The following is a 21021-nucleotide window of genomic DNA, read 5'->3' on the forward strand; positions in this document are numbered from 1 at the left end:
GGATTATTATTACTACAATGAATTTATGACAGTAGTCATGAAATGATCCCCCTTTAGTCAGGAGTTAGCGTAATTAAATCAAAACAGTATGAAGGAGCAAGTTATGGCACGTATTGTCATTGCAGCGGTTGCAACACCCGGGCATGTCTATCCGATGTTAAAGGTAGCTCAATCACTGATAACACAAGGACATCAGGTAACTGTATTCACTGGCGCGTTATTTCGCCAACAGGTAGAAGATTTAAACGCAAAATTTATCCCTTTTGATGATCATATAGACTTTGATTACCGCCACTTAAAGCAACGTTTTCCTGACCGAGCACACCTTCCTCCAGGAAATCTGCAAATGGCACTCGCGTTTAAAGATTTCTTCTGTAGTCCAATCCCATTCCTCGACCGTCAACTACAACAAATCATCCATGAACAGCAAGTAGAATTACTTATAGCCGAGAACTGCTTTTACGGCATATTGCCCCTGCTGCAAAAAGAAAAAGCTCATCGCCTTCCAGTGATCATAATTGGCATAACACCTCTGGCTTACTCTTCAAAAGATTCAATTTTCTGGGGGCCACGTATCCCTCCCGCATTATTACCATCAGAATTGACACATGAACAACTCGTAGATGAGGAAACCCGACAACTAATAACCGAAGTGCAAGATAGCTTCAATGACGCATTAGCTCAGTCAGGATGTACTACGTTAACCCGATTTTTCAACGATGAAGTCATTTTGAGCTCTGATCGCTTTTTGCAACTTTCAACCCTGGCATTTGAATACCCACGAGGAGAATTGCCTGATACAGTCCATTTTATTGGCCCACTCCCCAACCCCGCACCGACAACACCACCACCTCAATTATGGGAAGAAGATGATCAACGACCATTGGTTATCGTCACTCAAGGTACCATGTCTAATACCGATCTAAACCAGTTAATTTTCCCCACATTGCGTGCACTGGCTACATTACCAGTACGTGTATTGGCAACCACCGGTGGCAGATCGGTAGAAATACGGCAAGAGAACATACCTGACAACGCACGTATCGAAGAATTTATCTCATTTGAACACTGGCTAGCAAAAGCCTCATTGCTAATATCCAACGGGGGTTACGGAACCATTAATTACGCCCTCAACCACGGTACACCGGTGCTCATTGCCGATACAGGAGAAGGCAAGCAGGAAACAGCGTTTCGCGTCGTATGGGCTGGATGTGGTATTAATCTGGATACAGCACAACCGACTGAATCTCAGCTTAAACAAACAGTGGAAAACATTCTTAGTACAAACTTATTTAAACAACGTGCACAAATCGTCCAAGAAGATTACGCAAGCCACGATGCACTGGCAGAGATTTCTAAGCACGTAGAACAATTAATTCTTGAGCAGTAAAGCCATTCATGCTTTGCCTCTCTTTCCAACTCACTACATCACACGCCGACCACTCCGGCAGGCGTGTTTACTTTTTTATCAAACTGGAGTTGATGGAATCTGATCTGCCGGAAACAGCGGAACAACGTGATATCCGCTCATTATTTCCCAAGCCGGCCATATCCTCTATTCCACTCTATTATCATTGTACTGAAACAAGGGAAAATATTGAAATGGGCGATCTGTAACTATTACATATCATGGGTAGGTTTCTACGGTAATATATTCTGGTTTGTAGTTGAATTACAAAAAGTGGTTTTACTTCCGGGAATCACAGAGCAAATAGATCTTAAACTCAAATCAAACCGCAGTACCATAAATTGGCATACGAACAGGTTCCACAAATGGCATCAATCGATCATTCATAATTTTGATTGGATCGCAAAAGCTCATTACGCGATCAGATAACGTTAATTTCGGTTGAACCAGCAAACAAAGACTCGCACTATCTCCAGCTTCCGCCACCAGAAATATAGCCTCTGTTCCGCAATCCTGAAGCTGTACCTGAATTAATTCTCCTTGCACAGGTTTTTCTATCATGGCAAACCGGGAAAAATACCAGCTTCTTGGCATTTGCGGCTTTATAAAGCGAAAAGCAACTAACGCATTAAGAATTAATTCAGCCCTGAATTCATCTGAAATATTAATCCGACGTGTCTGTTCTTCAAAACAATAATAAAGCGCCGCATCTTCTACAGAAAATGAAGTCTCTCCCATTGCATAAGGCGTCAGCATCTTTGCAGGAAAACAGGAACGAAAAACCATACCCTTAGACAGATCGAGCATTACACGGTCATGGTCAGTATCAAAATACCAGCGCCATTGGTCATCAGGTTTAAGTTTCATGGGTTATCCTTATTATGCAAAAAAACTGACATCGCTAAATAGATGCACTAAACAGATTGTAAATAACTTGTCCGCTATTCAGTGAAATAAGCCTTGCCATATAGTTAGATATATGAAGGACTGATAAAAATTTAGATGATCAGAGCGAATATAGACGAGTTGGGGGCAAAAATAAACCCCCAATGATAAATTAACAGGAAAATTTAGATGTGATTGACGATATCTTTGACTAATTTTGGACCATGATAGATAAATCCGGAGAAAATCTGTATTAAAGAAGCCCCTGCGGCTATTTTTTCTCTGGCCGCGGTCAGTGAATCTATTCCCCCAACACCGATAATAGGAATTTCACCGCTTAATTCTTGAGAGAGCCGGCGAATAACGTCTGTACTGCGTAACTGAACCGGCCGACCACTTAACCCACCCGCTTGTTGGCAATAATTAAGCCCCTCAACTAATTTCCTGTCTAATGTTGTATTCGTCGCAATAGCACCATCGATATTATGACGAATTAAACTATCTGCAATTTGTATCAACTCTTCTTCAGAAAGATCTGGTGCGATTTTTACCGCAACAGGAACATATTTTTGATATTTTTGCTGGAGTTCACCCTGCTTATCTTTAATCGCAGATAATAAATCATCCAGCGCTTCGCCATATTGCAGTGTTCTTAAGCCTGGCGTGTTTGGTGAAGAAATATTAATCGCAATATAGCCGGCGTGAGGATAAATTTTATCCATACAGATTAAATAATCATCTTTTCCATGCTCTACAGGCGTATCTTTATTTTTACCAATATTGATCCCAATAACTCCGCCATATTTTGCCTTTTTGACATTTTCCACCAGGTTATCAACACCAAGATTATTGAAACCCATGCGGTTAATTAGCCCTTCAGCTTCAACAATACGGAATAATCTGGGTTTATCGTTTCCTGCCTGAGCTCGTGGGGTTACAGTACCAATTTCAATAGAACCAAATCCCATTGCACCAAATGCATCAATACAATCGCCATCTTTATCAAGACCTGCGGCCAAACCAAGAGGATTTTTAAATGACAGCCCCATACAAGTAACGGGTTTTGTAGCAACTGACTGATGGATAAGAAATTCGAAGGGACTACCGGTAATACGCTTGAGCTGGCGGAAAGTTAACTCGTGCGCCCGTTCCGGATCAAGCTGGAATAACGCCTTCCTGATGAGAGAGTAATACATGCGATCTCCTGAGATCAAGATAACAGGGAGTGACTGCCGTAAATTAAGCGCCGGGCATCTTAATAAGATTTGATCTGAATGTAAACGGATAGCAAGCAGAAATTTATTATCCAAGAAAATAGGACAAAAAGAATATCGGGCTAAATAACCATGAGCCCGATAAATGGCTATACCCTTCATCTTTCAAGTTACTGCTTTGTTGGCTGCTTTCACTCACCCCAGTCACATAGTTATCTATGCTCCTGGGGATTCGTTCACTTGCCGCCGCGCTGCAACTCGAAATCTATTAGGTATATCAGCTTTCTAACGCCTTAGTGATTTTCTCAAACAGATCACCAGACAGGTTTTCCAATCCTTTCAACTGCTCCAACGCGTTACACATCATGCTTTGGCGTTTTTCGTCATAACGTTTCAGACGAATCAACGGTTCAATCAAACGGGAAGCAACCTGTGGGTTACGGCTGTTAAGATCAGTCAAAATTTCCAACAGGAACTGATAACCACTGCCATCTTCAGCATGGAATGCCATCGGGTTGTTAACAAATGCGCCAACCAAAGCACGCACCCGATTGGGATTACTTATGCTAAATGAACGATGATTCAAAAGATTACGTACATTAGCGAGAACATCTGCCGCCGGACTACTTGCCTGTAAGCTAAACCATTTATCCATAACCAAGCCATCCTGATGCCACCGTTCATCAAATTCCGCCATCAGTTGATCACAGCAAGGCAATTCCGCTATTACCGCTCCAGATAACGCCGCCAATGCATCCGTCATATTGTCAGACTGATGATATTGATTTGATAACAGCTTATCGGCCTGCTCTTGAGAGCCAAAGGCCAGATAATATAAACAAATATTACGCAGAGAACGTTTGGCAATATCCTGATGATCGACGCGGTATGCACCTATATCGATAGAGTGATAAACCACAGCAAACTCATCCGCCATTTCCTGCGCCAAAGTACGGGTGCTTGCATTCAGAACTTCATGAATCGCCTTTGGATCGATAATCGTAAATAATTCCGCCATCTCACCTTCTGACGGCAAAGCCAGAATATGAGCAGCCAGAGCCGGATCAATGTCACTATCCAACAACACCGCACGGAAAGCATCGACCACATGCATTGGCAGTTCGATTGGCTGCTTCTGCTGGTAACGGATAACATTCAGTTTGATATGGTTTGCCATCAGCGACTGAGCCGCATCCCAGCGGGAAAACGCATTACGGGCATGCTTGATCAAAAATGCCAATTGCTGATCGCTGAATGGGTAATCCAGTTTCACAGGCGCCGAGAATTCCCGTAGTAAAGAAGGAACCGGCAATGACGGCACATCATCAAATATAAACGTCTGCTCTGCATTGGTTACATTCAGCACATGGTGAACCGGCTGACCATCATAACGCAATGGGATCACATGGCCTTTGCTGTCATAGAGCTCAATATCCAGTGGAATATGCAGAGGTTGTTTCTCTTTTTGATCGGCGGTAGAAGGTGTCATCTGGCTGACATGCAACTTATACTGCCGCTTTTCCGCATTATATTCATCACGAACGGCCAGCACCGGTGTACCAGACTGGCTATACCAACGACGGAAAAGAGACAGATCGACATTTGATGCATCTTCCATTGCCTGAACAAAATCATCACATGTTGCAGCACTGCCATCATGACGATGAACATAAAGCTGCATCCCTGCCTGGAATTGCTCTTCGCCCAGCAGGGTGTGAATCATGCGGATAACTTCCGCGCCCTTCTCATACACAGTTACTGTATAGAAGTTATTCATCTCAATCACTTTATCAGGACGAATTGAATGCGCCATTGGGCTGGCATCTTCAGCAAACTGTGCCGCACGCATAACACGCACGTTATTGATACGATTAACAGAACGAGAACCAAGATCAGAGCTAAACTCCTGATCGCGGAATACCGTCAATCCCTCTTTCAGACTAAGCTGAAACCAATCGCGGCAAGTGATACGGTTACCGGTCCAATTATGGAAATATTCATGGCCGATCACGGCTTCTATACCAAGGTAATCTTTATCCGTCGCCGTTTCAGATTTTGCCAGCACATATTTGGAGTTAAAGACGTTCAGACCTTTATTCTCCATTGCGCCCATATTGAAGAAATCCACCGCGACAATCATATAGATATCAAGGTCATACTCAAGGCCAAAACGGGTTTCATCCCACTTCATCGCATTTTTCAGGGAAGCCATTGCCCAATCAGCCCGGTCGAGATTGCCACGGTCGACAAACAGCTCCAGTGCAACTTTACGGCCACTACGGGTGGTAAAAGAGTCGCGCAAAACATCAAAATCACCCGCAACCAGAGCGAACAAATAACTTGGTTTTGGGAATGGATCCTGCCATTTCACCCAATGACGCCCATCATCGGTTTCACCTTGTTCAACCCGGTTACCATTTGACAGCAGATACGGATATTTGGCTTTATCGGCTGTCATGCGGGTGGTAAAACGAGCCAGTACATCAGGACGATCAAGATAGTAGGTAATGTGGCGGAAACCTTCTGCTTCACACTGGGTACAAAGTGCATCGCCAGAAACATACAAGCCTTCAAGAGCGGTATTTTTCGCTGGGTGGATATCATTAACAATTTTCAAAGTGAACTGAGCCGGCAACTGCTCAATGACCAGAGTATCACCCTGTTCACGGTAATGCTCCCACGGTTGACCATCTACATGAAGGCTTTTCAGCGTCAAGTCTTCACCATTCAGCACCAATGGCGTTATTTCATGACTCAGACGTTTTATCTGGCTAATTGCGGTGACTTCTGTGCTATCAGCATCAAGATTAAAATCAAGTTCAATATCAGAAATCGTATAGCCCGGAGCGCGATAATCCCGGCGGTATTTAGCTTGTCGCTGTTGTGTCATAAGAAACCTTTTTGTCGTTTCATACTTATGGAATTAATTCAATACCAAATCTTACGCTGCCACAGAAAGAGGTTAAAGTTCAAGAGTGAAATAACGCACCTTCTGGCATTAAACATGCATTAAGAACGAGTATGATGTTATGTAAAGAATATGTTTGCTCTTTGGTGCTTGTTATCACTTAATGATCAAATAACATGATAACATTCAACCAAAGACCTTTTTAGTTTCGATCATCTGGTGAACGATATGATGTTATGTGACTTCAATAACAAAATAATCCCGGTATACTCTTCCAACTTTATCGATTTAGCTGACACGAATAGGCTCCGTGAGGATGCATAACGCGCTATGACCCTAGACGCTACCCCGATTATTAAATCACTGCTTGATACTGACGCTTATAAACTTCATATGCAACAAGCAGTGTACCACCACTACAGCCACATGCCTGTCGTTGCAGAGTTTCGCTGCCGCGGTGATGAACTGCTGGGTGAATATGCCAAAAAATTACGCCATCAGGTTAATATGATGGCTGATCTGGCATTAACTGATGCTGAGTTTAATTATCTTTCCAGCCTGCCTTTTTTCAAGGCTGATTATCTGGATTGGTTCAAAACCTTTCGTTTTAATCCACAGCAAGTCAATATTTCTGTAACCGGTAGTGGTCAGTTAGCTATCCGTATTTCAGGATTATGGCATGAAGTGATTATGTGGGAAGTGCCATTATTGGCGCTGCTCAGTGAGTTGGTTCACCATCACCACTCGCCGGATAACGCAGCTGAAAATGCCGTCAAGCAGCTTCGCAAATTAATTAAACTGTTCTATCAAGATGCAGAAGATGAAGGAATTGATCTCTCCGGTTTCAAACTGATGGATTTCGGCACACGCCGCCGTTTCTCACACGGTGTTCAACATGCCATTGTCAGCGAACTGCAACAGAATTTTCCTTACCTGATTGGCACCAGCAACTATCAACTTGCACAACAGCTTGGGATCTCCCCTGTTGGTACACAGGCGCATGAGTGGTTTCAGGCTCACCAGCAAATCAGCCCGGAACTGGCAAGCAGTCAGCGGGAAGCATTACAAAGTTGGTTAAATGAATATCCCAACCAATTAGGTATCGCTCTGACTGACTGCATCACAATGGATGCTTTTCTGCGGGACTTTGATGCCCAGTTTGCCAACAGATACCAAGGTTTACGCCATGATTCTGGCGATCCAGTTGAATGGGGTGAAAAAGCGATCGCCCATTATCAAAAACTGGGCATCGATCCCATGACGAAAACTTTGGTGTTTTCTGACAGCCTGGATTTCCAGAAAGCGTTAGCGCTTTATCGCCATTTCCACAACAGAATAAACCTGATTTTCGGCATCGGCACACGGCTGACCTGCAACATTCCAGGCGTTAAGCCACTGAACATCGTTATCAAACTTGTCGAATGTAATGGCAAACCGGTAGCAAAACTGTCAGACAGCCCCGGCAAAACCATTTGTGAAGATAATGAGTTTGTTAACAAGCTACGCGCCGCTTTTGATATATCCGTCAAGCAAGCTTGTTGACACCATTTTTATAAAACACAACTGTGCCGCTGGTAAATAAAGCAGTGGCATATCTGAAAAAACCGGTTTCCCTCTTATTCACCATTCAAATTAGTGATTTCCTCTTGTTTCCTGGAATATGGCAAGTAACATAGAACAAGCAGCCCCTTGCATAGGGGTATTCATTTTCACTAACTTAAATTGATAACAAAAGAGAGAAATTTATGAGCGTAGCGCCTGTAGTCGACGTACTGCAAGGCCGGGTTGCGGTTGATAGTGAAATCACCGTTCGCGGCTGGATCCGTACAAGGAGAGATTCTAAAGCTGGTATCTCTTTCCTCGCCGTCTATGACGGTTCCTGCTTTAATCCATTACAGGCCGTCGTTAATAATAATTTGCCCAATTATCAGAATGAAATTCTGTCTTTAACCACCGGCTGTTCTGTCGAAGTCACAGGGACAGTTGTTGCTTCACCAGGCCAGGGACAGAGTTTTGAACTGCAAGCGACGAAAGTGGTGGTGATCGGTCTGGTTGAAGATCCTGACACCTATCCGATGGCCGCCAAACGCCACAGCATTGAATACCTGCGCGAAGTGGCTCATCTGCGGCCACGCACCAACCTGATTGGCGCGGTTGCCCGTATGCGTCATACCCTTGCGCAAGCGCTGCACCGTTTCTTCCATGAAAACGGCTACTTCTGGGTTTCAACCCCGCTTATCACTGCGGCTGATACAGAAGGTGCCGGTGAAATGTTCCGTGTCTCCACACTGGATCTGCAAAATCTGCCTTTAACTGATAAAGGTGAAGTGGATTTCAACCAGGATTTCTTTGGCCGTGAAGCTTTCCTGACCGTATCCGGCCAGTTGAACGGCGAAGCCTATGCCTGTGCATTAAGCAAAGTTTACACATTCGGCCCAACTTTCCGTGCTGAAAACTCTAACACCAGCCGCCATCTGGCAGAATTCTGGATGCTTGAGCCGGAAATTGCCTTCGCTAATCTCGACGATGCCGCCTCACTGGCTGAAAATATGCTGAAATATGTTTTCAAAGCCGCATTGGAAGAACGCGCTGATGATCTGCAATTCTTTGCTGAACGTGTAGATAAAGACGTTATCATCCGTCTGGAGAAATTTATCCATTCTGACTTTGCTCAAATTGATTACACCAATGCCGTTGAAATTCTGCAAAATTGCGGCCAGGAATTTGAAAACCCGGTATTCTGGGGTGTTGATCTCTCATCAGAACATGAGCGTTATCTGGCAGAAAAACACTTTCAAGCGCCAGTGGTAGTGAAAAACTATCCAAAAGATATTAAAGCCTTCTATATGCGCATGAACGACGACGGTAAAACCGTTGCGGCAATGGATGTTCTCGCGCCGGGCATCGGTGAGATTATCGGCGGATCACAACGTGAAGAGCGTCTGGATAGGCTGGATAAGCGTATGGAAGAGATGGGGCTTAATAAAGAAGATTACTGGTGGTACCGTGATCTGCGTCGCTATGGCACTGTTCCTCACTCTGGGTTCGGATTAGGCTTTGAGCGTTTGGTCGCTTATGTGACCGGTGTCACAAATGTGCGTGATGTTATCCCATTCCCTCGCACTCCAAGAAGCGCCAATTTCTGATAATTCCATAAAGTAAATATTAAAAAATCATTATGTATATAAAGCCAGCGAAAGCTGGCTTTTTTATTTCTTTAATCCAATTTTCGATCAAAAATATTCTTGTATTTACATTTTCACACACATTACTTCAACTTTGTTACAAAAAACGTCACTTTGTATCAATTTAATGGTGGATCAAGCTCACTACCTAATGAAAGACTGTGCGCCGACACGGACAATACGGTGCTCTCATAAATAGTTTCAAAGATTTTCTTAAAGGAATTATTTCTGTAAGTAACAAAAGTCCGGATAACACCAATGATGGTAATTAATGAAGCAATGTAAGGTAACAATTAATGAAAGGTAGTATTTTTGCAGTGGTTATCCCAGCATTATTAGCCGCTGGGGCAGCAAACGCCGCTGAGATTTATAACAAAGACGGTAACAAACTCGATCTGTATGGCAAGGTTGATGCACGTCATCAATTCGCAAAGATTACCCAACAATCAGATACAGATCCTATCTATAGTGAAGATGGTGATGCAAGCTACGTTCGTCTGGGTTTCAGAGGTGAAACCCAAATCAATAGCCAACTGACGGGTTATGGGCGCTGGGAGTACGATATTCAGGCTAACAACGCTGAATCAGACGGCGCTAAAGGCAATAAAACCCGCCTGGGTTTCGCTGGCCTGAAATTTTCTCAGTACGGTTCTTTGGACTACGGCCGTAACTACGGTGTTCTCTATGACATTAACGCCTGGACCGACGTATTACCAGTATTCGGTGCTGATTCCATGTCTCAGGCTGACACCTACATGACAGGTCGTGCCACGGGAGTCCTGACTTACCGTAACACTGATTTCTTCGGCCTGGTTGATGGCCTGAACTTTGCCCTGCAATACCAAGGTAAGAACGACGACGACAACAAAAATGGTCGTAATTCACTTCGTCAGCGAGGCGACATCATTAAACCTAATGGTGGCAGTAATGGTGATGGTTTCGGCATCTCTGCTACTTATGATATTGGGTACGGTATCAGCGTGGGGGGTGCCTACTCCAACGCTGACCGTCCTATTATTCATGAAAGACTCGTTACCTCTGTCGCTCGCGGTGAAAGAGCTGAAGCATGGAATATTGGTGCTAAATACGATGCAAACAACGTATATCTGGCAGCGATGTACGGTGAAACCCACAATATGACGTCCTTCGGTTACCAGGATGTTGTCTCGGCAAAAACCCGAAATCTCGAATTAACTGCTCAATATCAGTTCGATTCTGGCCTGCGCCCATCTCTGGCATATGTTCAATCCAAAGGGACAACCTTTTTCACCAAACAGGACTGGGTAAAATATATCTCCATTGGTTCTTATTATAACTTCAACAAAAATTTGTCTGCCTATGTTGATTACAAAATCAATTTGGTAAAGGACAACATATTTACCCGATATTTCGACGTTAACACCAATAACGCGGTTGGTGTAGGTCTGGTATATCAGTTCTAAATTCAGCTGAAATAAATACAAAGAATCCAATCAATATGTGATAGCGCTCACTTAAATGAGCGCTATTCTTTTTTTCAAGAAGAATAATCATCAGTCATCTGTTGAAAAATAGTACATGGCATACAGACAATAACATCAACAAGTTACCTATAAAAAATCTGATGATAAAACGAACACTGTATTTTACTATTTTTACTAAGCTCAACAGATAATTTATCCTCTTCACTGACAGCGATTCATTTCCACTTTTTTGACCAACTGGACAGACCAGAGTTCAAAAAACAATCTCTCATTTACATTTTGAAACACTTTGTTGCAAATTCTTACTAAATTTTCTTTTTTATAGCACTTTGTGAGTGGATAAAAATAACAACCAATGAAACACTTGACAGAGAAACAGACGACACTAAACTCTCACAAATAGTTCCGTAGATTTTTAAAGAATTATTTTTGGCAGTGGCAGGTGTCCGATATAACACCAATGAGGGTAATAATAATGATGAAGTACAATGTTCTTGCAGTGGTAATCCCAGCTCTGTTGGCTGCTGGCGCAGCAAATGCAGCTGAAGTTTATAACAAAGACGGTAGCAAACTGGACCTGTATGGTAAAGTTGAAGCGCGTCACCACTTCGCTAACAACGAAAGCGGCGAAGATGGTGATAACACTTTCGCCCGTCTGGGTTTCAAAGGTGAAACTCAAGTCAATGACCAACTGACCGGTTTTGGTCGTTGGGAATACAACATCAAAGGTAACCGTGCAGAAGCTGTTGACGAAGAAACCAAAACTCGTCTGGCTTTCGCTGGCCTGAAACTTTCCGACTACGGTTCACTGAACTACGGCCGTAACTACGGTGTTGTTTATGACGTCAACTCCTGGACCGACGTGTTGCCAGTATTCGGTGGTGACTCCATGGCTCAGACTGACAACTTCATGACTGGCCGTTCTACTGGTCTGTTAACTTACCGTAATAACGATTTCTTCGGTCTGGTTGATGGTCTGAGCTTTGCCCTGCAATATCAGGGTGAGAACAGCAACAATACCGCTAATAGCCGTGACAAACGTAAAGACAACGGTGATGGTTATGGCTTCGCTACAACTTATGACGTAGGTTACGGTATCAGCGTCGGTGGTGCATACTCTAACTCTGCCCGTACTTCTGCACAAAAAACGACTTTCAGCGTTGTTGAAAAAGACGGTGAAAAAGACAAACCTGTTGGTTCTACTGCTCTAGGCGACCGTGCTGAAGCTTGGAACATCGGTGCTAAATACGATGCCAACAACATCTACCTGGCAGCAATGTACGGTGAAACCCGTAATATGACTCGCTTCGGTGGAAAAGTTGATGGTGTAAACTGGGAAAATATCGCCAACAAAACCCAAAACATCGAATTAACGGCTCAGTACCAGTTCGAGTTCGGCCTGCGTCCATCTCTGGCATACGTACAGTCTAAAGGTAAAAGCCTGCTCAGTAACATTAAAGGGGAAGAGAAAGAATCTGGCAGCCACGATCTAGTTAAATATATCTCTGTTGGTACTTTCTACAGCTTCAACAAAAACATGACTACCTATATTGATTACAAAATCAACCTGCTGGATGACAATGAATTCACCAAAGCAGCAGGTATCAGCACTGACAACGTTGTTGGCGTAGGTATGGTTTACCAGTTCTAATTACCATTGATAACTATGTTTAGCTGAATAAGTTAATCATCTTTAAACGAAAGCAGCGCTCCGGCGCTGCTTTTTTATTCTCTCTTTTCTCACTATTAGCTAAACTTTTTCTCACTCCGCAAACTGCTTCACAAGATTATATTCTTTTTGCTACAAATAGTTGGCAAACTGTTTCTGCGGCGTTAACCTGACTACCTTTTTAGGCTTAACCCTGAGCTTTGGAATCACAAACATGTTTGAGAAAATCACAGCAGCGCCTGCCGACCCTATTCTTGGCTTAGCCGATACTTTCCGTTCTGATCCTCGTACAAATAAAATCAACCTTGGCATCGGTGTCTATAAAGATGAAACAGGAAAAACCCCTGTCCTCACCAGTGTCAAGAAAGCGGAACAATATCTGCTGGAAAACGAAGCAACAAAGAATTACCTGCCGATTAGCGGCCTCGCTGAATTTGGCATTGTGACGCAAGAATTGCTGTTTGGTAAAGATCACCCAGTGGTAACAGACAAACGCGCCCGTACAGCGCAAAGCCCAGGTGGTACAGGTGCTTTACGTATTGCTGCGGATTTTATTGCCAAACAGACTAACGCGAAACAAGTCTGGATTAGCAATCCAACCTGGCCAAATCATAAAAACGTTTTTTCTGCCGCTGGCCTGGAAGTTCGTGAATATAAATACTATGACGCTGAAAAACACGCCCTGAATTTCGAAGACATGCTGGCAAGCCTGTCTGACGCTCAGGCGGGTGATGTTGTTCTGTTCCACGGCTGCTGCCACAACCCGACGGGTATCGATCCCACCCCAGCCCAGTGGGCCAAACTGGCCGAAATGTCTGCGGAAAAAGGCTGGCTGCCCATTTTTGATTTCGCTTACCAAGGATTTGCCAAAGGTCTGAACGAAGACGCGGAAGGCCTGCGCATTTTTGCGAAAAATCATAATGAACTGATTGTCGCCAGCTCTTATTCCAAAAACTTTGGCTTGTACAATGAACGTGTGGGCGCCTGTACTATCGTTGCGGGTGACAGCGATACAGCAGAAAAAGCGTTCAGCCAGGCTAAAGCCATTATCCGTGCTAACTATTCCAACCCACCGTCTCATGGTGCATCTGTTGTCGCCACTATTTTGTCAAATGAAGAACTAAAAGCCGCCTGGGAACAAGAGCTGACCACCATGCGCGAACGTATTCAGCGTATGCGTCAACTGCTTGTGAACACCTTACAAGAAAAAGGGGCAAAACAAGATTTCAGCTTCATTATCAACCAAAATGGTATGTTTTCATTCAGTGGCCTGACAAAAGAACAAGTTGAGCGCCTGCGTACAGAATTTGGTATATACGCTGTCAGTTCCGGTCGTATTAACGTCGCTGGCTTGACGCTGGAAAATATGGCCCCACTGTGTGAAGCCATTGTTGCGGTACTCTGAATCAACATTCACCTTACTATGAAAAGCCGCTCAATCTCAGCGGCTTTTATTCAATTCCACATCACCAACTTGGAACTTCATCCTGTAAAAATGGATTAGTCTGCCGTTCATAACCCAGTGTAGACATTGGCCCGTGCCCTGGAATAAATGTATAATCATCACCAAGTGGCAGAAGTTTATCTTTAATTGAATTAATTAACTGCTGGTGATTACCACGAGGAAAGTCACTGCGCCCAACCCCCCCTTTAAACAGTACGTCCCCCATATAGATCAGTTTATCTGTATGATTAACAAATACAACATGCCCTGGTGTATGACCCGGACAGTGCAATACAGACAAATCGACCCCGCCAACATGTAACTCATCACCTTCATTCAGCCAGCGGTCAGGTTCAAATGATGCACATTCCTCAATGCCAAACATCCGGCTCTGAGCCTGCAAGCCTTCGATCCAAAAAGCATCTTCCTGCTGTGGTCCGTAAACCGGCACATTAAAATGTTCAGCGACTTCTGCCGTTGCACCAACATGGTCAAAATGACCATGAGTCAATAAAATCTGGGTCAATTTCAGGCCACGGCCTTCAATCTCAGCGATCAGCCTTGCCGCTTCACCACCTGGATCAACAATTGCCGCTTCCTTACTCTCTTCATTCCAAATAAGGGTACAATTTTGCATAAAAGCAGTCACAGGAATAATTTGGTATTTCATTATTTCATTTACTCCATAGTCAAAACAAAATAGTTACTCACCAGATTACCACGTCCTGACGGGACCTGTATCAATATGAACGAAATTACTGTGTGGATAGTACCCCACACCGCCCGCTTTCATTTTCAGAGCGGCTTTACAGATATATCTAAGATCAATACCTTCAATATGGAAATCCATCGCTCGCCCGCGAATATGGTAACTCTGTTTAGCCACGCCTTTACTTTTCTTGCGCAACTGATTGTTGGTCACCAGTGAGCGGTAACCAGAAATGAGTTGTACAGGCTTATTAATGCTCATCATCATTTGCAGCAAATAGATCTGATCAAATAATTGAGGATCGATCGTTTTAACTTTATTTTGACGATAATCCCGAAACAGATGATTCAGACGAGCCAGTTCATCTTTGTTATAACGATGACCATCGAAGAATTCGGCTTTGATAGTTTCGCCCGTATGTAAGTTGTCAAAACGTAAAATTCGTGGGCGGGGAGTGGCCAGAGTCGCAAAAACGTGCCCCGGCAATAAACTCAAACCCAAAGCGGCAGCCCCCACACCAAGCCACTTGCGGCGATTATGATCGATTATATCCATGAAGAAACATCTACCCAGATTATGAAAAAATAAGTCGCTGGTCACTATGACAGCTAATAATGAAAATTAGTTGCATCTAGCTTTGTAAAGACAACAACTTTGACAAAAACTGGGAACCTTGTCTCGCACTATTATCATAGTCATAAATATCAGTGCGATACTGAGGTACACCCTGCTCATCTACCCAAGCAGTCAAATAATACAAATAAACAGGAACACGCTGTGGGATATTAACATAAACCGTATTGCCCTGTTTCAGCGTATTATCCACCTTGCTTTGTGACCAACCAGCATCTCCCAATAACATACTTGCCAATTCTGACGCTTTGTTAACCCTGACACAACCAGAACTGATCGCCCTGATATCTTTGTTAAACAGACTATGGTTCGGCGTATCGTGCAAATAGATGGCATCAGAATTTGGCATATTGAATTTATAGTGGCCTAATGAGTTAGCCGGCCCCGGAGCCTGCCATACCCGATAAGGAAAATTAGCCGGCGTAATCACATTCCAATCAATAGTGTAAGGATCAATCACACTGGCATCAGCACGCCAGTTTGAAAAAATAACATACCCCCGACGCTGGAAATATCCGGGATCATTAACCGCCCGCGGCGCAATATCTTTTCTCGCCAGACTAGTTGGCACACTCCAGGGGGGATTAATCACGACATTATTCAGCACATTACTCATCATTGGCGTTTTACGGCTCGGACGACCAACGATCACCTTCGAGTTCAGCACTTCCTGATCATTAAGATAATAATGCAACGAATAATCAGGAATATTGACCATAATGCCGGTAGAAACATGCCCTGGGACAATCCGCAAACGCTGAATATTAAGCGCCATTAATCCAGCTCTGGTTTGAGGTGACGTATTCAGCCAATCTCTGGTGCGTTTACCAATCACGCCATCGGGTGCCAGCCCCTGCCATTGCTGGAAATTTTTTACCGCGGCAACCAATTCAGAGTCATAGATATTACCCGATTTAGTTGTCACATCATTCAGCATGCCGGTACGGATAAGTATTTCTCTTAAGGCCGTGATATCCGGGCGACTCTGCCCCGGTTTTAATGCACTTTCGTCAGAAACCTGTGGCCACGGTTGACTATCAGCCAATAGCTTCATCATCTCCTTATGCATATTTTCATATTGAGGATGCTGTGGCACCCATGCTGCAACATAAGCGGCCATATTGCGATCTGTAATCGCTTGCTGCCACCGGTCTATGATCACAGATGAAGGTAAAACAACTTTATATGGTGTCGTGCGATAGAGCCAGTTTTCGCCCTGATGACTGACATCGGAGACAAATTGCAAATAACCTAGCATAGCATCAGATAAAATGAGATCACGCCCCATATCGCTCAATTGAGGATCATTAAGTTCGATCAGCCATTGACCAAATTGCGGCTGAAATCCAGCCAATGCCAGTTCTAAAAGTTGTTGTTCAAAACGCTGAACAGCGGTTTTGTCCTGCCATAAAGGTTGCATCTGATTAGATGAATACAGACTGACCAATCGGTCAAAGAAAATAGGCTTAACTTGCTTCGGTAACCAGCTTTGAAGCACTCTGCGATTCTCTTCTTGTGCAACCGCATAAGTTTGAATCTGTACTTGTTTAGGTATTGCTGTCTCAGATACCTTTTCAGTCTGCATATCACTTTCCATCAGCCTACTCTGCTGATTGGCTAAAGCATAGCCAGCTACCATTAATGTACTGCAAATAACCGAAATACACAGCGGCTTTATCGCTTTTTTTACCATATCAACATACCCACCTTCAGAACATTCTCATAAATTAATTCTAACTATGGCAGATCCAGCATCTAATCTAAGGAAAACAATAAATTAATTACTTTATAAATTATTTGTCCACACAAGAAATATAATCAGCAACCGCAAGAAAACCAAACAAAAAAGTGCCAAAAAACGCCGAAACGTCTTTCTCAAGAGATTTAAACCTTGTTTCTGGCTCAACCAACATGATTAATGCCAGGATTAAAACTGAGAATTAACAATACCAACAGGCAGATCCCAACCAGCGACAGTCACCACGATTCTGCCAGAATCAAATCCTACTACTTACGGAGAAAAAATAAATGAACGTTAGAATAATTTATGCAGAAATTGATAACGCATGTCTGGCAAGGCGAGATCTCATACTTTTAATATGGATATTTTACTTAAAAACAAATCAATTAAAGCTCAAAAACACACATCAGAGCTATCAAAGCTTATTAGTAAAGGTGCATTTAAGCATTTAATATATCTCATTCACCATTATCAGGATTAAAAAATTGATATCGATCACATTTTGTACCACCCATTCAGACAGGGAATTAATCACATATGGTAGATTCACATAATAAGTGCAATATCGTTAATCTGGCAGACACAACGTTACGTGATGGTGAGCAGGCTCTTGGCGTTGTATTTTCAAAAGAAACAAAAGTGAGTATTTTTAATTCGTTGGTAGACGCCGGTGTGGAGTGGATAGAAGCCGGGATCCCAGCCATGAAAGGGGATGAAGTTCTGGCATTAGAAGAGATGCTGGAACGCAAGAATGAAGTAAATATTATCGGCTGGAATCGGGAGATACTGGAAGATATTAAATATACTTTCTCTCTGGGATTTAAGGCGATACATATCGGCCTTCCGACTTCCAATATTCATCTTAAACACAGTGTGAGCACTTTATTAGCAGTAGATATACCCATGGTTGTAGCTCCCGCTTTCGGGCGGATTTTTATCCACCATCCGAACAAATGTTGGCGGTTGTCCGCGCAGGTGGACGACTCAATTACATTTTGAATCAATTGCCCGAAAACCCATCACCCAAAGAGAAAGAGCAGAGGATAATATGACACAGCATAAAGAAAAATTTGATGGTTTGGCTAAAGGTTATGATCGCTACCGCCCTCGTTACCCGCAGGCACTTTTCCGTGAAATTTGCCACTGGCTGCCTAAAGACAGGGCACTGTCTGTTATCGATATTGGTGCTGGAACCGGCATTGCTCTCGAAGGGCTGGCAAATCTACTTGGTCAGCAACACCACTACACTGCCATTGATATTTCGCAGGATATGATCGACACCGGTAAACAGAAATTGCCATGAGTCAGTTGGTTACATGGCAGTGCTGAACAGCATCTCGCCAATGTGGGTAATCCTGACCTGATCATGGCAGCACAATCTTTTCAATGGATGGATCGGGCAACGGTATTAAATTTGGTCAGAAACAATCTGGCAGATAATGGCATCATAGCGATCCTGCAAAATAACCGAGATTACCGGCATAGTGAATTTCTGAATGAGTATGAAAATCTGCTGGAAGAATTAAGCCCTAACTATAGCCGTCACTATCGGGATTTTGATTATGCACAGGAATTGAATACTGCATTCCTGCATGAAAATGCCCTCCATATTACACTCAATACCCGCTGGAGTATGCCTATTCCCGGCGAAGCATTTATCGGGATGAGTCGTTCATCGACTCAAGTGCAACGTGCTTTAGCTGCCCACGGTGAGTTATTTATTGGAAGATTAAAAATGCTGGTGGATAAATATCAATTTGAGGGGAAATTGGCAATTTTATATGAAAGCCAACTGTTTATGAGAGTTGAAAAGAAATCAGAGAGAAAAAGGATATTATCCGAGAAAAAATAAAAGAGTATCTTTATACCATCAGGTGAAAACCACTCAGGATTGCTGGTAAAACAGCGTCAGTAAAGATAAAAATCGAGTATGATTAACGTTTATTTAACGTAAAACACCATATACCATGGTGATTAAATTTAATAGCCACCAAAGATTAAAAAATGGCTTTTAATAACAGTTTAAAACCCCAAGAAAATAATCATAAAAAAATATCCCAAATGTAAAATAAATCTCTTTTTAAAAAGTTAAAAACTTTCTATTTAAACACACCACTAAACAATCAGATCACGTTTGAAAACTGACACAGGTAAATATCAAATCAATATAAAGATACTACAGATAATGCGGATTTCAGCAGGCTGCGATCTGGATCTCGTCGGTACTCAGTTAGCACTTTTGGGTTGTTGACCAACCCATTTAAAAACATCCCCAAAGACATAAGCAGAATGCTACACACCTGTCAGGTTAGGGACGTAACACCATTAATAAACTTAAAGGGTTGTTATTGGTGTATAAAATTATCCCCATCCTTATTACCACTTACCGGCATTTAATATACCTCATTCCCCATTGTTAGGATTAAATAACCAGACATTGATCACATTTCGTACTATCAATCCAGACAAACAAATAATTACACATTAGAATAGTTTTATTATGTCACTATCAAATTATCAATATTTTCTATGGAAAGATTACCGTTTTATCACCGAAGCCCGATTAACTTAAGAAAAGAGAGAGTACGATGGATAAGCGCAGCAACCCGTTGGTCAGGGCCACGAGTTATCTTTTAATTTACCTGACGGCCCTCCAGCCGCTGCATCCGGCTATCGCCGCCGGAATAACGCCGGATAATCACCGCACACAGGTACAAAATCAGGGTAATGTGCCGGTGGTGAATATCGCCACACCGAATAGCACGGGAATATCCCATAACACCTATCAAGAGTTTAACGTTGCCACTCAGGGTGCCGTTCTCAATAACGCCACGCAGGCAGCTACATCACAACTGGCCGGGCAACTGAACGCCAACCCTAACCTGACAGGCAAAGCGGCAGAACTGATTATTAATGAAGTCACCGGCAACGGACGCTCTGAGCTGCAAGGTCAGTTGGAAATTGTGGGCAATAAAGCCAATGTGATGATTGCCAACCCCAATGGCATCACCTGTGATGGCTGTGGTTTTATCAATACCGCCAGCGCAACCCTGACCACCGGGAAACCTCAGTTTGACAAACAGGGTGCGCTGGAAGCCCTGGAGGTTAAACAAGGCCAGATCACCATTAGCGGCAAAGGGCTGGAGGGTAAAGCGACAGATTATGTCGATATTATCAGCCGGGCCACGGAGTTAAATGGAAAAATTCAGGCCAATAATCTCTCTCTGACGCAGGGCACCAACCGCATCAGTTTAAAAGACGGCACAGTTAAATCCATTGCCGGAGAAGGTGCTAAACCGCAATTAGCTATTGATACCAAAGCACTGGGCGGCATGTATGCCAATAAAATCCGGCTGGTCGCCACTGAAGATGGCGTTGGGGTTAATCTGAAAGATGTGGTTAGCGACCAGCGTGATATCACCTTAAACGCCAACGGCAAAATTGAATTAGGAAATACCCACGCTAAAACCGACTTAAATATTATGGGCAAAGAAACGTATATTGCGCCGAATATTAACGTGCAAGCGGGCCGGGATATTACTCTGGCAAACACCACCCTGGAGAATAAAGGCCGTGTAACCGCCGGTCGGAATATGCGGGTATTTGGTGACACCGTGCGCAATACCGGTGATAAAGCCTTACTGCAAGCCAACGATAATCTGTGGATACAGAAAGATGCGCAGGGGAATAAAAGTCAGTTAGTCGAAAACAGATCGGCAACGATAAAAACCGTGCAGGGGGATTTGGTTGTCAGAACTAATG

General features: G+C 43.4%; 17 protein-coding genes. 11 read left to right on the forward strand and 6 right to left on the reverse strand.

Annotated elements, in window-relative coordinates; genetic code table 11:
• Window positions 1-103 precede the first annotated feature (103 nt).
• Window positions 104-1390: a glycosyltransferase gene (locus ACGF63_RS01145; RefSeq protein ID WP_387628266.1), complete on the forward strand. Its 1287-nt coding sequence runs from the start codon at window positions 104-106 to the stop codon at window positions 1388-1390.
• A gap of 8 nt (window positions 1391-1398) precedes the next feature.
• A complete protein-coding gene (locus ACGF63_RS01150) occupies window positions 1399-1617 on the forward strand; it encodes a hypothetical protein (protein ID WP_132354303.1) in 219 nt (72 codons plus the stop codon).
• A gap of 112 nt (window positions 1618-1729) precedes the next feature.
• Here the strand turns inward: ACGF63_RS01150 and ACGF63_RS01155 are convergent, their stop codons facing one another.
• The 3 genes from ACGF63_RS01155 to pepN form a co-directional block, all read right to left on the reverse strand.
• Complete coding sequence (locus ACGF63_RS01155) at window positions 1730-2275, reverse strand: cell division protein ZapC (RefSeq protein WP_132354304.1); 546 nt, start codon at window positions 2273-2275, stop codon at window positions 1730-1732.
• 203 nt (window positions 2276-2478) lie between these two features.
• A complete protein-coding gene (gene pyrD, locus ACGF63_RS01160) occupies window positions 2479-3489 on the reverse strand; it encodes a quinone-dependent dihydroorotate dehydrogenase (protein WP_387628270.1) in 1011 nt (336 codons plus the stop codon).
• Between the two features lie 295 nt (window positions 3490-3784).
• On the reverse strand, window positions 3785-6397 hold the full coding sequence (gene pepN, locus ACGF63_RS01165) for an aminopeptidase N (RefSeq protein ID WP_387628273.1): 2613 nt from the start codon (window positions 6395-6397) through the stop codon (window positions 3785-3787).
• A gap of 348 nt (window positions 6398-6745) precedes the next feature.
• Between pepN and pncB the strand changes: the two genes are divergently transcribed.
• The 5 genes from pncB (at window position 6746) to ACGF63_RS01190 (ending at window position 14137) form a co-directional block, all read left to right on the forward strand.
• Window positions 6746-7957 carry a nicotinate phosphoribosyltransferase gene (gene pncB / locus ACGF63_RS01170; protein ID WP_036848831.1) on the forward strand — a complete coding sequence of 404 codons (1212 nt, stop codon included), beginning with the start codon at window positions 6746-6748 and terminating at the stop codon, window positions 7955-7957.
• Window positions 7958-8160: 203 nt separating this feature from the next.
• Window positions 8161-9561, forward strand: a complete 1401-nt coding sequence (gene asnS / locus ACGF63_RS01175; protein WP_387628276.1) for an asparagine--tRNA ligase — start codon at window positions 8161-8163, stop codon at window positions 9559-9561.
• A 335-nt stretch (window positions 9562-9896) separates the two neighbouring features.
• Entirely contained in the window at window positions 9897-11042 is a 1146-nt protein-coding gene (locus ACGF63_RS01180) for a porin (RefSeq protein WP_387628279.1), read from the forward strand.
• A gap of 496 nt (window positions 11043-11538) precedes the next feature.
• The gene (ompC, locus tag ACGF63_RS01185; protein WP_387628281.1) at window positions 11539-12714 is read left to right on the forward strand and encodes a porin OmpC; all 1176 of its coding nucleotides are present in this window, start codon (window positions 11539-11541) and stop codon (window positions 12712-12714) included.
• Window positions 12715-12946: 232 nt separating this feature from the next.
• Window positions 12947-14137, forward strand: coding sequence for an amino acid aminotransferase (locus tag ACGF63_RS01190; RefSeq protein WP_152962930.1), 1191 nt, complete (start codon window positions 12947-12949; stop codon window positions 14135-14137).
• A gap of 61 nt (window positions 14138-14198) precedes the next feature.
• Here the strand turns inward: ACGF63_RS01190 and ACGF63_RS01195 are convergent, their stop codons facing one another.
• The 3 genes from ACGF63_RS01195 to ldtD all read right to left on the reverse strand — a co-directional run bounded on the left by ACGF63_RS01195 (window position 14199) and on the right by ldtD (window position 17211).
• Complete coding sequence (locus ACGF63_RS01195; protein WP_387628284.1) at window positions 14199-14846, reverse strand: MBL fold metallo-hydrolase; 648 nt, start codon at window positions 14844-14846, stop codon at window positions 14199-14201.
• Between the two features lie 45 nt (window positions 14847-14891).
• Window positions 14892-15440 (reverse strand): YcbK family protein, encoded by a 549-nt coding sequence (locus ACGF63_RS01200; protein WP_036848813.1) that lies wholly within the window; start codon window positions 15438-15440, stop codon window positions 14892-14894.
• 76 nt (window positions 15441-15516) lie between these two features.
• Complete coding sequence (ldtD, locus tag ACGF63_RS01205) at window positions 15517-17211, reverse strand: L,D-transpeptidase (RefSeq protein WP_387628287.1); 1695 nt, start codon at window positions 17209-17211, stop codon at window positions 15517-15519.
• Window positions 17212-17796: 585 nt separating this feature from the next.
• Here ldtD and ACGF63_RS01210 point away from each other — a divergent pair.
• The 4 genes from ACGF63_RS01210 to ACGF63_RS01225 form a co-directional block, all read left to right on the forward strand.
• Window positions 17797-18258 carry a hypothetical protein gene (locus ACGF63_RS01210; protein ID WP_132354314.1) on the forward strand — a complete coding sequence of 154 codons (462 nt, stop codon included), beginning with the start codon at window positions 17797-17799 and terminating at the stop codon, window positions 18256-18258.
• A gap of 49 nt (window positions 18259-18307) precedes the next feature.
• Entirely contained in the window at window positions 18308-18562 is a 255-nt protein-coding gene (locus ACGF63_RS01215; RefSeq protein WP_387628290.1) for a class I SAM-dependent methyltransferase, read from the forward strand.
• Between the two features lie 63 nt (window positions 18563-18625).
• A complete protein-coding gene (locus ACGF63_RS01220) occupies window positions 18626-19111 on the forward strand; it encodes a hypothetical protein (RefSeq protein ID WP_387628292.1) in 486 nt (161 codons plus the stop codon).
• A gap of 736 nt (window positions 19112-19847) precedes the next feature.
• Window positions 19848-21021 (forward strand): filamentous hemagglutinin N-terminal domain-containing protein (locus ACGF63_RS01225; protein ID WP_387628294.1); only part of this gene is annotated, 1174 nt, incomplete at its 3' end.

Source organism: Photorhabdus sp. RM322S (assembly GCF_042879395.1).
In the GTDB taxonomy this organism is placed as follows: Bacteria; Pseudomonadota; Gammaproteobacteria; order Enterobacterales; family Enterobacteriaceae; genus Photorhabdus; species Photorhabdus khanii.

Bases quoted from the DNA above. Each gene is read 5' to 3' on its own strand.
- ACGF63_RS01145 (WP_387628266.1), top strand. From the start codon at position 104: ATGGCACGTATTGTCATTGCAGCGGTTGCAACACCCGGGCATGTCTAT.
- ACGF63_RS01150 (WP_132354303.1), top strand. From the start codon at position 1,399: ATGCTTTGCCTCTCTTTCCAACTCACTACATCACACGCCGACCACTCC.
- ACGF63_RS01155 (WP_132354304.1), bottom strand. From the start codon at position 2,275: ATGAAACTTAAACCTGATGACCAATGGCGCTGGTATTTTGATACTGAC.
- pyrD (WP_387628270.1), bottom strand. From the start codon at position 3,489: ATGTATTACTCTCTCATCAGGAAGGCGTTATTCCAGCTTGATCCGGAA.
- pepN (WP_387628273.1), bottom strand. From the start codon at position 6,397: ATGACACAACAGCGACAAGCTAAATACCGCCGGGATTATCGCGCTCCG.
- pncB (WP_036848831.1), top strand. From the start codon at position 6,746: ATGACCCTAGACGCTACCCCGATTATTAAATCACTGCTTGATACTGAC.
- asnS (WP_387628276.1), top strand. From the start codon at position 8,161: ATGAGCGTAGCGCCTGTAGTCGACGTACTGCAAGGCCGGGTTGCGGTT.
- ACGF63_RS01180 (WP_387628279.1), top strand. From the start codon at position 9,897: ATGAAAGGTAGTATTTTTGCAGTGGTTATCCCAGCATTATTAGCCGCT.
- ompC (WP_387628281.1), top strand. From the start codon at position 11,539: ATGATGAAGTACAATGTTCTTGCAGTGGTAATCCCAGCTCTGTTGGCT.
- ACGF63_RS01190 (WP_152962930.1), top strand. From the start codon at position 12,947: ATGTTTGAGAAAATCACAGCAGCGCCTGCCGACCCTATTCTTGGCTTA.
- ACGF63_RS01195 (WP_387628284.1), bottom strand. From the start codon at position 14,846: ATGAAATACCAAATTATTCCTGTGACTGCTTTTATGCAAAATTGTACC.
- ACGF63_RS01200 (WP_036848813.1), bottom strand. From the start codon at position 15,440: ATGGATATAATCGATCATAATCGCCGCAAGTGGCTTGGTGTGGGGGCT.
- ldtD (WP_387628287.1), bottom strand. From the start codon at position 17,211: ATGGTAAAAAAAGCGATAAAGCCGCTGTGTATTTCGGTTATTTGCAGT.
- ACGF63_RS01210 (WP_132354314.1), top strand. From the start codon at position 17,797: ATGGTAGATTCACATAATAAGTGCAATATCGTTAATCTGGCAGACACA.
- ACGF63_RS01215 (WP_387628290.1), top strand. From the start codon at position 18,308: ATGACACAGCATAAAGAAAAATTTGATGGTTTGGCTAAAGGTTATGAT.
- ACGF63_RS01220 (WP_387628292.1), top strand. From the start codon at position 18,626: ATGGCAGCACAATCTTTTCAATGGATGGATCGGGCAACGGTATTAAAT.